Source organism: Enterobacter huaxiensis (genome assembly GCF_003594935.2).
GTDB classification, from domain to species: Bacteria; Pseudomonadota; Gammaproteobacteria; order Enterobacterales; family Enterobacteriaceae; genus Enterobacter; species Enterobacter huaxiensis.
This window is the reverse complement of sequence record NZ_CP043342.1, coordinates 1408832-1423724: the sequence shown is the minus strand read 5'-3', so window position 1 is coordinate 1423724 and position 14893 is coordinate 1408832. Positions and strand designations below refer to the sequence as shown.

Annotated in this window: 12 protein-coding genes; all 12 read right to left on the bottom strand. The window is 50.5% G+C overall.

The genetic code is table 11. The features are described 5' to 3' along the window. Window positions 1-50 precede the first annotated feature (50 nt). The 12 genes from D5067_RS06880 to hcp all read right to left on the bottom strand — a co-directional run bounded on the left by D5067_RS06880 (window position 51) and on the right by hcp (window position 14888). Entirely contained in the window at window positions 51-1220 is a 1170-nt protein-coding gene (locus tag D5067_RS06880; RefSeq protein ID WP_119937150.1) for a KPHS_23130 family T6SS system protein, read from the bottom strand. Window positions 1221-1269: 49 nt separating this feature from the next. Further along, a complete protein-coding gene (locus tag D5067_RS06875; protein WP_119937151.1) occupies window positions 1270-2178 on the bottom strand; it encodes a DUF4123 domain-containing protein in 909 nt (302 codons plus the stop codon). Window positions 2179-2910: 732 nt separating this feature from the next. Then, a complete protein-coding gene (locus D5067_RS06870) occupies window positions 2911-3228 on the bottom strand; it encodes a hypothetical protein (protein ID WP_119937152.1) in 318 nt (105 codons plus the stop codon). A gap of 275 nt (window positions 3229-3503) precedes the next feature. After that, window positions 3504-4463, bottom strand: coding sequence for a putative type VI secretion system effector (locus tag D5067_RS06865; protein ID WP_243544822.1), 960 nt, complete (start codon window positions 4461-4463; stop codon window positions 3504-3506). Further along, window positions 4460-4864, bottom strand: coding sequence for a hypothetical protein (locus D5067_RS06860; protein ID WP_119938565.1), 405 nt, complete (start codon window positions 4862-4864; stop codon window positions 4460-4462). Before D5067_RS06860 ends, D5067_RS06865 begins: the two co-directional genes overlap by 4 nt. Beyond that, window positions 4861-5058: a hypothetical protein gene (locus D5067_RS06855; RefSeq protein WP_119938564.1), complete on the bottom strand. Its 198-nt coding sequence runs from the start codon at window positions 5056-5058 to the stop codon at window positions 4861-4863. The genes D5067_RS06860 and D5067_RS06855 overlap by 4 nt, the downstream gene beginning before the upstream one ends. 100 nt (window positions 5059-5158) lie before the next feature. Next, window positions 5159-6118 carry a putative type VI secretion system effector gene (locus D5067_RS06850; RefSeq protein ID WP_243544821.1) on the bottom strand — a complete coding sequence of 320 codons (960 nt, stop codon included), beginning with the start codon at window positions 6116-6118 and terminating at the stop codon, window positions 5159-5161. Continuing rightward, window positions 6115-8883: a T6SS effector BTH_I2691 family protein gene (locus tag D5067_RS06845; RefSeq protein WP_119937344.1), complete on the bottom strand. Its 2769-nt coding sequence runs from the start codon at window positions 8881-8883 to the stop codon at window positions 6115-6117. Before D5067_RS06845 ends, D5067_RS06850 begins: the two co-directional genes overlap by 4 nt. 47 nt (window positions 8884-8930) lie before the next feature. Beyond that, window positions 8931-9197 carry a PAAR domain-containing protein gene (locus D5067_RS06840; RefSeq protein WP_119937345.1) on the bottom strand — a complete coding sequence of 89 codons (267 nt, stop codon included), beginning with the start codon at window positions 9195-9197 and terminating at the stop codon, window positions 8931-8933. Window positions 9198-9214: 17 nt separating this feature from the next. Next, window positions 9215-11587 carry a type VI secretion system Vgr family protein gene (locus tag D5067_RS06835; RefSeq protein WP_119937346.1) on the bottom strand — a complete coding sequence of 791 codons (2373 nt, stop codon included), beginning with the start codon at window positions 11585-11587 and terminating at the stop codon, window positions 9215-9217. Then, window positions 11584-14238, bottom strand: a complete 2655-nt coding sequence (gene tssH, locus D5067_RS06830) for a type VI secretion system ATPase TssH (protein ID WP_119937347.1) — start codon at window positions 14236-14238, stop codon at window positions 11584-11586. Before tssH ends, D5067_RS06835 begins: the two co-directional genes overlap by 4 nt. Window positions 14239-14396: 158 nt before the next feature. Continuing rightward, window positions 14397-14888, bottom strand: coding sequence for a type VI secretion system effector Hcp (hcp, locus tag D5067_RS06825; protein WP_014070071.1), 492 nt, complete (start codon window positions 14886-14888; stop codon window positions 14397-14399). Between the last annotated feature and the right edge of the window lie 5 nt (window positions 14889-14893).

Below are 14893 nucleotides of genomic sequence, written 5' to 3'. Positions count from 1 at the left end.
TGAGACATGAGACAAGTCCAGTGACTCTCCACTTTGTTGAGGTACCCAATTTAATGCTCCCTGCAATCAAACTGTTTGAACACATTAAAGACATAATCATCGCCAACGCTGGCGACCATCAAAACTGGTTTATTGTTTTTTTCAGATATAAAAAGAGACAAGGTAAATACTAACCAAAAACTTGCATCTCCTAATTTCCCCAAGAACAAATCTAAATGTTGCGTTTCATATTCCCATCCAGCATCGCTGGATAAGTATGACCCTATTATTATTTCCGAAAGACTTAGAGCTTCGTTAACACTCATATTGCTTAAAAGTACCTTTATCGTTCTAAGTACATCCGGCTGGTAGGTCACCATATGAATGAACTCTTGCTTAGCTAAATTCTTTTCACATTTCAACGTACGCAGCGCCGCACTATAGTTTTTATTTTTCGGTAATTGTTCTTGATGTGTCACCAGCAAAATTGAAGCAAATTCTGTAGAGTTAGGACAGTAGCCATCAATACCCTCTACGTTTGCAGAAATGATTACCGCCACTCGGTTAAGATCAATGCCAGATAACGCATCAAATGTTTCTTCGAAAGAATCATTCCAATAATAATAATTGTTTAAATATTTATCAGAGAAACCGACCGCATTCCAACACTCTTTAAACATCGAATACGAAACACTACTACTACCATACGTGAATATAATATCGAAAACACATAATTTCTGCAGCCTTATCAGTTCCCCCCTGACAGACGCTAATAGTTCATAAATCAGTTGTTCTTCTGTATAAGCATCATTATTATAGCCAAAAAGCTTTAATTTTTGTTCTTTTAATATTTCCACAGGTTGAGATGAAGCTATTTTCAATAATGAAATTTCAGATGGCAAAAATAAAGCATAAGCAAAAACATTAAACTTATCGCTGGCCCATTCAGTCCATTTTCCTCTGGTTATCTCTTTGTTTTTTTCTCTTAATTCAAACTCCGACAAACACACACCATAATAATACACCCTAACCGAAAGCGCCAGAATATAAGCAAAAAAAAATAAAAAGGAAAGTAAAGATAACAAATTTATGAGATTATTATCAGCAGTGCCAATAATGTTAATTATAATCCAAGCCATAACTAGAATAATAAAAAAACACAAGAAAGGAAAAAACCATCTTTTCCATTTTAACTCAGGGATCTTATCACCAGGAGGAATTATTTTTACAGGCCAGACCATACAGCACTCCATGATTGTTTATAGCACGTCACCCTTCAATTAAAAACAGTCAACTACTGCTTTCTGCTAAATACTTGGATTTAACATCAGAATAATAAATAATTTTTTGATTACACTTTCTTGAAACAAATTTTTCAAACATCTCATCCAAGTAAAAAGGCCTTTTTGCGCAGATAACATCAAGCCCAAATTCAGTAACATCTACCTCGGAAGAAGCGAATAAAGAATAAAAATATCTTAGCGCAGGGAATAAAAGCATGACTGCATCTCTCTCATTTATTTTATTGGAAAGATTCATTTTGCGATAAATACGCAGGATTTTATTGATAACTACTAACCAGTTCATTTCGGATTTATTTAACTCCGTCAATCCAAGTGAGTAGTTTAATTTTTTCTTACACTCGCCACCACCATTCATTATCTGGGCGACACCATCACCATCAATAAAAGACCAGGTATTAATATTGCTTAATAATTGTTGTTTTTGCCAATTATCTAGCACTGGCATTAACAGGCCAAACACAGAGGGATCAAAATAGCGCATTAATATTTCCTCACCTGATGTAACCGATTGCACAGCGGATAAGGCAATCTCTTCAGCGAGGTGTTCTCCTGTTAATTCTGTCGAGATCCAACCACATACGCTACGTCCCTCTCCTGAATCAAGATTCTTAGTTTTTATCTCATTTAATGCATGGTAAATACTTTTATCCAATAATCCATTATCTATAACATTACTCACACTGAGAGGGAAAAGCGAAAGTTGTAATGCATCATTAAGTTCTGGATGATTAAAATAAACCTTATAAGATTTGAAATTTTTTAATGTATCGTACAATATATTATTTGACTGATATTGTTTCAGGCTTGCATCTATCAGAAGGAAACACTTATCATTTTTTACAAAAGCAGCATTAGAGATTATTCTTTTAATATCATCAAATAGTTTTTTATCCATAACTTAACCTTAAAATCTACCTGCAAAATTATTACCATGAATAATGATAAACCCATTAACTTGAGGAAAAACATCAGACTTAGCCCATTCATTTTATGGAAACAAATCATGCCAACATAAAACCAACACACGGGAAATAAATAAAACCCGGGCTACAACAGGAATTTTATTTCCATCGACCAAATCATTCTATTTCCTCTTCTCTCTTAACTTCTTGCTCGCGCCTAATATTATTTAATTGAAAGTGAATATTGTAAAATAAGTATAACCAGAAAATGAAATATCTTCCCAGTCAGTTTTTAGCATATTGGCGGACAGGTTTTAAAAGCCACAGCGCAATTAACCAAGAAACATCTACCAATATCGCAAGCAATAAATACTTTGAACTTTGGCGTTAGGGCTAGTAATCAGAATGCCCTCCATCTTTTGAGAATTCACGATGCATGCATATACCAATAAAATTTATCATTGCGGTAAGAGTAAACATAACTAAATCCGTCATAGCATATGCTCAATATGCCCCATGTCATATTCGGGCATACAGAAACCATTCGCTCTTCCGGTAGCGCAATGGCATAGACCTCATAATGGTCATGCTGCTACCTGGCTATCACTTCTACGTAATCTCCATCCTTAAGTCGGGTTACCCCGGCCCAGCCGCGAAATAGTCTGCCATTAATTTTTCCCTGCATACATTCTGTCATATCATTTGATGATATGATTCGGCAATAATTACTCTTTCTGCACTTGGACTCCCAGCAACATCGCTGCAGCTGCAGCTGTGCCGCGTTTCCCGTCTGATATCTCCGGAAGAGTGCTGGTTCGATAGGCTTTGGGACCAAAATACTCTCTGAATCTCTCATAGTGAAAAGACTCCAGCTGCCCTGATATTTTCTCCAGAAGACTACAGGGCGGTAATACCGGAGGAGGAGGAAGCTCACGCGTCCACGGCCTGCCGTTCATCACCTCAATTTCCTGCTTTGTAGGCAGGTCTGCTAATTTGTCTAGTTCAACGAAACGGGAGCACATCTGCTGCTCTTCTGAATTCATAAGATATCCTTTATTGCGGCTTCCAGGGTTTTATTCTGGTCTGCCACACTGCGGTTGAACGGTTTTGTTCCAAACACACATTTCCTGCACCATATATGAAGTCAGTCATCCGTTATCCAGGTCGCAATTACCTGTAGCAGAGCGAACTTCATAAAATCTTCCTTAATTATGTGAACTGTCTGCAAATCTACATCTGAATCTCTGGCAACCTTACCGGCCACAACTTTATCAATGTCTTACCGATAAGGACAATAAAAAGCACTGCCATCTTTTAATCAATAGAAATACCAGTATTCAAACGAGTAGCCAAATTTACGCGTTGGCTGTGGACGATAAGTGCGGCTTGATGGCTCATGCCATTCCCCCTTTTCTTTCTGATGCATTTCTTTTTTCTTAGTGATTTTTTTTAGATTCACACAGGAAACGTTCTTCATTCCCAATAAATGAAAAATTTCTTCAGCCAGTTTGCAACAGGTGGAGGAATAGGCTTTATAAGCTGCGATTGCAATCGCTCCAGTAAAAAGAAAAGCCAACCCTAACATCATCATGAGAAAAACAAAATATTCTTTCCAAAAATCCAACTGTTCCCAACCCACCTCATTCATAGACTTAACAAGGCAAACACATGCAAACATAAACATGATTATAGCTGTTAGAATAAACATATTTTTAATCCGCCACAGCATATGCGCAATATGCCCCATATCACATTCCGGACATACAGAAACTATTCGCTCTTCCGGTAGCGCTATGGCATAGACCTCATAATGGTCATGCTGCCATTCCGCAATGATATCTACACAATCGCCAGCCCGACACCGGGTTACTCCCACCCATCCCCGAAACGGCTTCCCGTTAATGATGCCCTGTACATATTCCGCAGAACTGTTCGACGAGTCACTCTCGGCCATAATTGTCACCCCGACACCAGGGCTTCCTGCAGCAATGGCTGCAGCTGCAGCTGTGCCGCGTTTCCCGTCTGATATCTCCGGAAGAGTGCTGGTTCGATAGGCTTTGGGGCCAAAATACTCTCTGAATCTCTCATAGTGAAAAGACTCCAACTGCCCTGATATTTTCTCCAGAGGACCATAGGGCGGTAATACCGGAGGAGGAGGAAGCTCACGCGTCCACGGCCTGCCGTTCATCACCTCAATTTCCTGCTTTGTACGCAGGTCTGCTAATTTCTCTGGCTCAACAAAACGGGAGCATATCTGCTGATTTTCAACTGAATTCATGAAATATCCTTTATCGCCCCTTCCAGGGCTTTATTCTGGTCTGTCAGACTGCGGTTGAAAGGTGCTGTACCGAACACGCATTTTTTACACCATATCTGAAGCTCATCGTCCGATATCCAGGTCACAACCACCTGTATCAAAGTTACCGCTACCATCACTTCCCAGGTCATCAGTACTGCAAGTATCCGAATGCCTAAAAATTCAACTGCCAGACCACGGGCGATTAAATCAGCCCCATCTTTTGCAAGAGGTTTGCCAATAAGCTCCAGCAAAAGACCGACTGATTTTGTGACAGCCAGGACATCAATTGTTGTTTTAATAAGCAATACAGAGGAAAGTAAAAAACGGTTGTTTTGCAACTCTTCGTAAGTACTTGCACCATCAGCAAACACCGAAATCAAAGACGCAGTTCCACCCGCTGCCGCCCCTCCCCCTTGACCCAGGACACAGTCAAATGACGGGCTTCCAGCCCCTTTTCTACTGCCGGTAAAATAACCGACGTGCCCTGGTTCACCATCGCCAGACCGCTCGCCATCAGGCTCGACAGCGGCTTTTTCTCATCCCTGACCTGTCCGCACAGGTAGATAAAATCCATCGCGTTCAGTACCAGCAGCAGGCTGTTTATCCCTGCCAGACGGTATTCCGCCTTGCCCTTCTCTTTTGCAAAGTGCGCCTCCAGCCTAATTAGTTTTTAGCTAGTAATAAAACCACCATTCCGCTGAGTAAATAAATTTAGCACTAGGGGAGGCAGATCTTTTTTCATCACCCGGACTGGGCCACTCCCCACTCTCTATTAAATGTTGTTCTCTATCTTTAGTTGTTTTATTGAGATTGACCGTTTTAACGTTTTTCACCCCCAGCAAATTAAAGATTTCCTCAGCCAGTTTACAGCATGTTGGCGCGTAGGCTTTATATGCAAAAAATGCAATTAACCCTGACACTCCCCCCCCTCCCAGCAATGCTATAAAATATAACCAATAGTATGTAGTTATAAATGACTCAAGACTCTTCCAGGTGCCATCAATCACTTCACTAAGAACCCCCGAAAAAAGCACCATAAAAAAAAGAATCCCCGTGAGGATAAACATATTTTTAATCCGCCATAGCATATGGGCAATATGCCCCATATCACATCTCGGGCATATCGAAACTATACGCTCTTCCGGCAACGCTATCGCATAGACCTCATAATGGTCATGCTGCCACTCGGCAATCATCTCCACGTTATCTCCCGCTTTAAGTCGGGTTACCCCGACCCAGCCGCGAAATGGCTTACCATTAATTATTCCCTGCACATATTCTGCCGAACTGTTTGAAGATTCGCTTTCGGCCATGATAGTAGCACCGACGCCAGGGCTCCCTACAGCAATAGCAGCAGCTGCAGCTGTGCCGCGTTTCCCGTCTGATATCTCCGGAAGAGTGCTGGTTCGATAGGCTTTGGGGCCAAAATACTCTCTGAATCTCTCATAGTGAAAAGACTCCAACTGCCCTGATATTTTCTCCAGAGGACCATAGGGCGGTAATACCGGAGGAGGAGGAAGCTCACGCGTCCACGGCCTGCCGTTCATCACCTCAATTTCCTGCTTATTCCGTAAGTCAGCCAGCTTTTCAGGTTTGATAAATCGGGAACTTAATTGCTGCTCTTCTGAATTCATACAATATCCTTTATTGCCCCTTCCAGAGCTTTATTCTGGTCTGCCACACTGCGGTTGAACGGTGCTGCGCCAAACACACATTTCTGACACCATACCTGAAGCTCATCGTCCGATATCCAGGTCACAATCACCTGCAACAGGGTTATTGCCACCATGGCTTCCCAGGTCAGCAATACCGCAAGCACCCGAATGCCTAAAAATTCTACGCTCAGAAAAAGGCTTATTTTCTCAGAAGCTTTTACGGCTAATGGTCTATCAACAACCTCCAGCAGAAGACCAAGTGATTTTGTGACAGCCAGCCCATCCACAAATGTTTTCAGTCCCAGAACACTCATCAGGCAAAAACGATTATTCTGAAATTCGTCCTTCGTTAATGTCCAGTCCGCATACAACGAAAACAGCGAAGCCACTCCACCCGCAGCAGCCCCGACTCCCTTGAGCCATGAAACTGTCAGCTCACGCGCTTCCAGCCCCTTTTCTACTGCCGGTAAAATAACCGACGTGCCCTGGCTCACCATTGCCAGCCCGCTCGCCATCAGGCTCGACATCGGCTTCTTCTCATCCCTGACCTGTCCGCACAGGTAGATAAAATCCATCGCGTTCAGTACTAACAAGAGGCTGTTTATTCCTGCCAGACGGTATTCACCCCTGCCCTTCTCTGTTGCAAAGTGCTCCTCCAGCCTGCGGCTCAGCGTCTGCTTTATCGCGGTCACTTCAGTCTGGCTCGCCATAAAGCGCCTGCTGCTGCGTATACCTGCCAGCACCGTCTGACGCAGCGCCGGCGCATCCTTCAGATAGTCATTCACTAACCCGTGAACGGTCTCTGACGGGATACCCGCCCTGACCATAAATATCAGCCTGAAGGCCGTGGTCGCCAGCTTCTCCCCGGCCTTATCCACCCGCAGAATGCGGCTTACCCTGTCACCCACCGTGACGATAAACGCGTCCGTGTTGAAGAGCTGTACTTCCAGTTTACTGGCATTTTCCCGCAGCCCCTTAACCACGGTGGACATTGATTTCTGGTAGTATCCCTCCAGTTTTTTCATACTGCTGACCTGCTGCATCAGGGCTGCCGTCACCGCAGTCGCCGTCAGCGGCGTCACGTCTTCGTCTTTTCTCCCTTTCACCGTCCCCAGAAACGGCTCCAGCTCATTGATTAACTGCGGATTATTGGCCGTCACGTGCCGCCAAAGCAGATTCTCCCGGTTTTTAGCGCTGTACGCATTCCACCAGCCGTCTATCTTCGCCGCACCTGCCGGACAGCTGTTAACCCCGTTCAGGGCCATCCCCACCGCTGACTGGTAAAACAGCCCTGCACGCTGCGCCACGCAGTGGAAATCATCCAGCGCTGCCAGCAGCAGCGGCGCGCTGAGCCAGTTCACCACGCTGACTATCCGCGCCTGAAAGAGCGCATTAACCGTGTTAACCAGGCCCGAATAGCAGGTATCAAAATTCGCCTGTCGGGTTGTGTTCAGCTTCTTCTCATAGGGCGCCCAGCTTTCCGCCCGCACGCCGCTGAAGTCCTGCGAAGGAGCAGGCAGATTTAACGCCAGCTCCTCATCCACCTGCGCCTGTATCGCGGCAACCCGTCGCTGGTGAGCGGCCAGCGGCTCGGGCGGACTCATCAGCACGCCTTCGGGGTACGATGCCGTCACGTTCTGCGCATGCCAGCGCCTGACTAATCTGTCATCCGCCCTGATTTGCGCCAGTACGTCCGGCCTGTCCTGATACCGTTTTTCCAGCGCCTGCAGACGCGTATCCAGATAGTCATCAGCCAGCATGGGACTGTCCGTTCTTCGCCTCCGCATCGCGTCTTCAAGCGCCTGGGCATTGCTTTCCAGAAGCGTTCTGACGGCGTCGAGGTTCGTTTTGGTCGTGAACTCCAGCTCCCGCTCCTGCAGAAACTGCGCCTGACGCCCCAGCACGTCCTGGCTCCAGCCGTTTAGCTCATGCACTATCCCCACCGGATCCCAAAGCGGAAGCAGCAGCGGCGTCATCCCCTCGCTTCGGGCTTGCATGGCCGCGACCGTCGCGGCTGCCCTGCCGCTGCGGTTTTTTGCCCAAGGATACAGGCTGGACTGCAGTTTCAGCACGTCGTTATTCACCCGCCACGGGTCATCCACCGCCGGATCCCAGAGTGACGATGCCCGGCTGACGCTCACCACCTTCACATCATCCGGGCCGGGCAGCAGGCCGGAAACCGAAGGCACCTGATAGTCCAGCACCTGGTTCAGGCTCGCCCCGCTGACATCCGTTCCTGCTTTCGTGCGCTGCCCTCCCGACACCGAAGGCATCACTTTCTGCATTCTCTCACTGCGGTCTTCCGGCGTTGTGCGATACCGGTCGAGCGTTTCCTGCTCCCACGGATACTGGCTGAACGCAAACCACACGTTGCCGCATTGCTCCGGGGATTCAATGCTCATGAACTCGACGTTTTGCGCAATATGCCCGCCCGTTTCGCACAGCGCCTTATCCACCGGTGCCGGGTTAGACGCCACCTGCTGCAGCCACAGCGAGCCGTCCGGCGCCACGCTGTAGCACTGCCAGTAATTCGTGCCCTGCTTTCCTTTTTCATAAAAAACGTAAAGGTAGCCCTGGCGAAGGGCACGGAGGGTATATTTTTCGTTATTCGCAAGCGTTATGCCGGTGACAAGCGGATCATTTGCCCACCCTGGTAAACCGGTATTGATATTCTCCGGCACAACGGCATACCGTACGGGCAGTACGGTCAGGCCCTTCGTTGTGCATAACCCCTGGCATGCCATATTCACGTCCTTTTGTTAATTAATCCTGTAGATGAAAAAGGGCTTAGTTAGCCGGTGAAATAATGTGAGCCTGCGAACACCTTATGGCTGGCACACAGGCAGAGCACACGATCCTGATCCTGTACCAGAAGCATTCCATTACTGACGATACCCACGGCACTGGCCTGGATAGGAAATGTGCCTTTACAGACAGTACAGGTGGCTTTATCGTTATTTTGTGCAACCTGCTTTCCTTCACTGAAAAAATTCGCCGTTGCTGACACTATTTTCCCGTTGCTTGTTCTGTCTCCCAGGACAGCCAATTTTCTGGTCATTCTTTTTCTCCCTAATATTAGCCAAGTGTCACCACAGCACCCTGTTGTTGAGCAGCAGAAATAACCCCGGGTTTACAACCAGAAGGTAATGCAAGAGACGAATCTAACGCTGCAGCAGACTGTTGCTGAACGGCAATACATTTCAAAGTGACGTTTTTGCCAGTACCTACTTCAACCCCCGCATCACTTAAACGGATAAAGGAACCACCACAAACTAAAAGAAGTTCTTTCTTCGCTGAGATCACAACGCTGCTGTCTGAACTGGCAATGGAAAGCTGTTTTTTTGCAAATAAATTCAGTTCGTCTGACTGTGCTTGAATATCAACCTTCCCCTCAGCGGCGAACATTTTTATCCCCAGCTTGTGTGCAAATAAGCTCAAAATATCACCCACCGCCAGAGTGAATTTTTTTGCAATACTAAGGTCTGCATTTTGACCTGCAGTAATGATTAGATTTTCTCCTGCAGAAACTTGTACGCTCGCTGGAGTGACTTGTGCAATTCCCGAAGGGGCTGACAAAAGTAGCGCTTGCTGCTTAAGGTCATTAAGCGTTTGGTTCATCAAGACCGTTTGTTTCTCAATATCAGCTAATTCTGCTTGAGCTGCTTGGGCTGCATGACAAAGTCCTGAAGTCACCTCTCGTGCAGCGTTTAGTTCCTGGAGTGCTGCCTGCATTTCACGCTGTAGTCCCTGCGCTTTCGCCTGCCCGTCCGCGCTGATGAACAGCCCCTTCTGCGCCCGTATCGCGCCCCAGCTGTCGGTCCTGAGCTCAAAGCCCTCCCCGCGCTGCTGCTTCTCCGCATCCACTAAATGTCCGAGATTCAGCTGGCTTTTGCCGCCGTACTCGGTGCTGACCTTGATATGCTCTTTCCCGCGTTCGTCGTCGAGGCGGATTTTGTTGTTCGCCGGCGTCCGCAGGACGTTACGTTTGTAGTTGCGAATGGTGACGTGGTCGCCGTGCGCCGAGTCGTGAAGTACGCCAGAGATGTACGGCCGGTCCGGGTTACCGTCCTCGAAACTAATTGCCACTTCGGTGCCCGCCAGCAGCGGCAGGTGCAGACCGTAGGTGTCACCGGCATACGGGCGGGACTGGCGCACCCACAGGCTCTCGAATCCGGTCTCCCAGCCGTCACGGTCAAACAGCATGCTGACGCGATAGCGCCCGTCTTTATCAATGTGCCCGTAGGTGTCATTCTCGGTGGTGCTCGTAACGCGGGCCGGTAGGGTGCCCGCCATCACCGGGCGTTTGCCGGGCTCCGGACGGAAACTGAAATCCGTGCTGTCCGGGATGCCGTCAAACCTGACGCCAAAGTCCTCATCACGCCGCGCGTGGCTGTGCATTGCCGTGACAACCACGCCCTGAGCAAAGACCTCTGCCACTTCGTATCCACCGGTAACTTTCAGCACCTGGCCCGGAGAGAGCGTCGGACAGCTGGTGATGGCCCGGGTCAGCGTCTGGCCATTCAGGTAGCGCTCATGTCGAATGCGGGCATAAAACGCACCGGACTCCGGGGCCGGGCTGCGGTCATACGCGCTGCCCTGCGTCAGGTAGTTGTCGGCGTAGTGATAGGCATCGCCGTATGTGGTGCTGTCGCCCCGGGTCGCGTCCACCCGGGCGTTCATATCTTCCGTGGCCTGGCGGTAGTTGTAGTCACGGGTGCTGACCTGCTTCTGCACCACGCTGTGGCGACTCTCCATCTCCCACACCGAGTCCACGCCCTGCGAATGCTGGCCGGACGGCGGCACCGACGGCAGCGTGAGGCCTTTCTCATACCCCTGCTGGCTGTCGTAAAACTCCACCACGTCGATGTTCAGACGCGTGTCGGTGGTAAAGCGGAACCAGATGCCGACCTCGCCCAGCAGGCGGGTGATGAATCGCAGGTCGTCCTCGCCGTACTGCATCACCTGCTCGCGGCGCGGGTACTCTTTTGCAAGCGAGAACAGAAAATCCTGGCCGCGCATGCCGTGACGCTCGCGCAGGATTTTTTCCACAATTTGCGGGACCGACATGTCCTGATAAATCGCGTTCTGGTGCGAACGGTCAAGCAGCGCCAGGCGTGGCTGAAGCGTCAGGGCATAACGGGTTTCATCTGCCGAGGTGCCAAGGCGTTCGAAGCCGCTCACCACCCCCTGAAGGGTGCGCACGGCCTGCTGCATTTTGATGCCGTAACCCTGGTCAACCGGGGCCTGCAGCGTCAGGGAGGCCGCTCTCATCAGCATCATCTCTTTGCTGATGGCATGGTCAGAACTGGTGAACTCAATGCGGTAGCTGAACGGCGTGCTGAGGGCTTCATCGCCTTCAAACGCCAGCACATCGAGCTCTGCGTCACATCCCTTCACCGACAGCTGGTGATGGTTGTGGCTGAATCTGATCGGGGGATTACTGCTCATGCGTGCACTCCTTGTGTACGGTCAAACTCCAGCCCGATCCCCTCTTCCTCGCTCCAGCTAAGGCATAACGACTGTGGTTTCTGTTTGGCGGCCATGTGGGTCAGCAGCTGCTGGCTCAGCACAGGCAGAATTTGTTGGTTGAGCAGGCTATCGACGTTGCGCGCCCCTGTATCCGGCAGCAGGCAGGCGGCGGTCAGCGCGTCATAGAGACTCTCATCAATCTGCGTGGTCAGGCCGTAGTGACGATGCAAGCTCTTGCTGACCTGTGACAACTTCATTTCTACGATGGTACGCATGGCCGCTTCGGCCAGAGGGCGATAAATCACCGTCTGGAAGCGGGCCAGCAGCGCGGGCTGGAAGTGGTCGCGTAAAATCGGGCGTAGCATTTCCTGCAAATCACCTTCAGTTGCTGTCGGATTTTCTTCAAGAAGTTGCATCAGATGATCGCTGCCGAGGTTCGAGGTCATCAGAATAACGGTATTGCGGAAGTCGATTTCACGCCCTTCGCCGTCGCGCATAAAGCCACGGTCGAACACCTGATAGAACAGGTTTATCACATCGCGGTGCGCCTTTTCTACTTCATCCAGCAGCACCACGCTGTACGGGCGCTTGCGCACCGCTTCAGTGAGGATGCCGCCCTGACCGTAGCCAACGTAGCCCGGTGGGGAGCCTTTCAGCTGGGAAACGGTGTGCGGTTCCTGATATTCCGAGAGGTTGATGGTAATCAGGGATTTCTCGCCGCCATACAGCACATCCGCCAGCGCCAGCGCGGTTTCGGTCTTACCTACACCACTCGGACCGACAAGCAGGAACACACCCTGCGGCCCGTTTTCGGAAGTGAGGCCGGTTTTCGCCGCGCGAAGACGCTGAGCGATAGCGTTAAGGGAAACATCCTGGCCGACCACGCGTTTACCGATTTCGTTTTCCAGAGTCAGTAGTTCGGTCTGCTCGTCTTTCATCAGGGAAGAGAGCGGCACGCCTGTCCAGTCGGCAATCACGTTCGCGACCGTACGGGTGTCCACATCTACCTGAACCAGCACGTCGCCCTGTTGGGCCTGTTCGAGCTGCTGTTGCAGGTCGGAAATCTCAGCCTGCTGGCTGATGTCCTGGCGACTGGCCATCAGCTGCTGTGCCAGCACCTTTTCGTGGCTGAAACGCGCCTCCTGCTCCCCGATACGCGCTTCCAGTTCAGTCCGCAGCTGCTCAATGGCACCCAGGCGGTCACCATGACGGTTGCTGCCGGCGGCGATATCCTCCAGCAGCGCCTGCTCTTCCAGTTCCAGCGCCGTCAGCTGCGCTTTCAGATGCACAATTTGTTCAGGCACCGTATCGAGGCTCATACGCACACGCGCCGCGGCGGTATCCAGCAGGTCAACGGCCTTGTCCGGCAGCTGGCGACCGGTCAGGTAACGGCGCGACAGCGTGACCGCGGCGCGCACCGCATCGTCGGTGATGTGCACGTTATGGTGCTCGGCATAGCGGGATTTGAGACCGCGCAGCATCAGGCAGGCGGTCTCGTCGTCCGGCTCGTCGACCTTCACCATCTGGAAGCGACGTTCCAGCGCGGCATCGCGTTCGAAGTACTGCTTATATTCAGACCAGGTGGTCGCGGCAATGGTCCGCAATTCGCCACGGGCCAGAGCGGGTTTGAGCAGGTTGGCCGCATCCGCGCCGCCCGCCTGATTGCCGGCACCGATAATAGTGTGGGCTTCGTCGATAAACAGCAAAATCGGCACCGGTGACTGCTGCACGGCGTCGATGACGTTTTTCAGGCGCTGCTCAAATTCACCTTTCACGCCTGCGCCCGCCTGCAACAGGCCGAGGTCAAGCGTGCGCAGGATCACCGGCTTGAGAGATTCCGGGACGTTGCCCTCGGCAATTCGCAGCGCCAGACCTTCGACCAGCGCCGTTTTACCGACGCCCGGTTCGCCAACCAGGATCGGGTTGTTCTTGCGACGGCGCGAGAGAATATCCACCATCTGGCGGATTTCGGTGTCACGCCCGAACACCGGGTCAATCTTGCCCTCTATCGCTTTGGCGGTGACGTCGAGGGTGAATTTATCCAGCGCATTTTGCAGCGCCGGGTTCAGTTCACCCTCTTTCAGCTCAGCACCAACCGGGCGGCCAACAAACTCTACCTCACCGCCATGCTCCTGGGCCAGTTCGGCCTCAAACTGCAGCTCCGGGCGTTCATCAGACTGTGCATCCAGCAGCGGGCGCAGTCGGGAAAGCTGACTCATCCCGAGCGTCAGCAGTGGCCACAGACCGTCGCAGTGAGCAAGTCGTGGGTTTTCCGTGAGCGCCATCAGCAGGTGCACGCTGCGGATACTTTCTTCTCCGGCAAGTGAGGCCTGCATCCAGGCTTCCTGCATCAGTTTCTGAATATCGGCGGATAGCTGCGGACGGTTGCGTACCGAGCGCGGTTGATTATCCAGCCAGCCGAGCAACTCCTGCCACAGTGCATCCATGTCCCACTCGTAGCGACGTGCCAGCACCGTCAGGTCACCTTCCCCCTGCTCGAGCAGCTTCAGCAGCCAGTGCTCCGGCAAAATTTCCGCATGGGTACGGGTCTGGCAGAGCGACGCCGCGCCTTCCATCGCACGGGCACAGTAAGGGTTCAGACGTCGCAACAGGATGGCTGGATTTTCCATGAGTCTCTCTCTTTGTCGGTTCCTGGACACGCTACCGCCCCTCGCTGTCACCAAAGCGCATAAGGTCAGGCAGGCAGATTGTATTTTTCTTTGCTGAGTGCCTGCCTCTCAGGCACTCAGCAAAAAACTGCGGACAGGAAGCCCTGTCCGCATCGGGCTTACGCGGTGGCGCGTTCGTTCCAGGAATCGGAATGAATGATGTTGCCGTCTTTGTAAGTCCAGGTGATTTTTTCGTAACGCAGTTCAATGCGCTCAAGGTGGTTGTGCTTCTCTTTAGATGGATCCTTGATGTCATACATTTCAGGATTCACTTTCACCACTTTCACGTTTTCCAGTTTGGTGTTGAAGTACTCCACTTCCTGGCCCGCGTCGTTGATTTTGTACCACTTGAATTCCGCAGACTTGAGGGTCTGACCGGTGGTCACAGCCTTGTAGAGGTACGGGCTGGAGGAGTCGATTTCCTTGGTGAACAGGAACGGGGTGTGGATACGGGTACCGGTCAGCTTGCCGGTGTTGTTGTCGGTCGGGATGTACAGGTTATGCTGCTGTGCAACCACTTCGATGCTGCCTTCACGATCCTGAACGTCTACAGAACCTTTAATGTCCGCGCCGCCGTCGTCTTTCAGCCAAAGATAAACAGGAATTGCCATCGGAT

Bases quoted from the DNA above. Each gene is read 5' to 3' on its own strand.
- tssH (WP_119937347.1), bottom strand. From the start codon at position 14,238: ATGGAAAATCCAGCCATCCTGTTGCGACGTCTGAACCCTTACTGTGCC.
- hcp (WP_014070071.1), bottom strand. From the start codon at position 14,888: ATGGCAATTCCTGTTTATCTTTGGCTGAAAGACGACGGCGGCGCGGAC.
- D5067_RS06880 (WP_119937150.1), bottom strand. From the start codon at position 1,220: ATGGTCTGGCCTGTAAAAATAATTCCTCCTGGTGATAAGATCCCTGAG.
- D5067_RS06870 (WP_119937152.1), bottom strand. From the start codon at position 3,228: ATGAATTCAGAAGAGCAGCAGATGTGCTCCCGTTTCGTTGAACTAGAC.
- D5067_RS06865 (WP_243544822.1), bottom strand. From the start codon at position 4,463: ATGAATTCAGTTGAAAATCAGCAGATATGCTCCCGTTTTGTTGAGCCA.
- D5067_RS06875 (WP_119937151.1), bottom strand. From the start codon at position 2,178: ATGGATAAAAAACTATTTGATGATATTAAAAGAATAATCTCTAATGCT.
- D5067_RS06855 (WP_119938564.1), bottom strand. From the start codon at position 5,058: ATGGATTTTATCTACCTGTGCGGACAGGTCAGGGATGAGAAAAAGCCG.
- D5067_RS06845 (WP_119937344.1), bottom strand. From the start codon at position 8,883: ATGGCATGCCAGGGGTTATGCACAACGAAGGGCCTGACCGTACTGCCC.
- D5067_RS06850 (WP_243544821.1), bottom strand. From the start codon at position 6,118: ATGAATTCAGAAGAGCAGCAATTAAGTTCCCGATTTATCAAACCTGAA.
- D5067_RS06840 (WP_119937345.1), bottom strand. From the start codon at position 9,197: ATGACCAGAAAATTGGCTGTCCTGGGAGACAGAACAAGCAACGGGAAA.
- D5067_RS06835 (WP_119937346.1), bottom strand. From the start codon at position 11,587: ATGAGCAGTAATCCCCCGATCAGATTCAGCCACAACCATCACCAGCTG.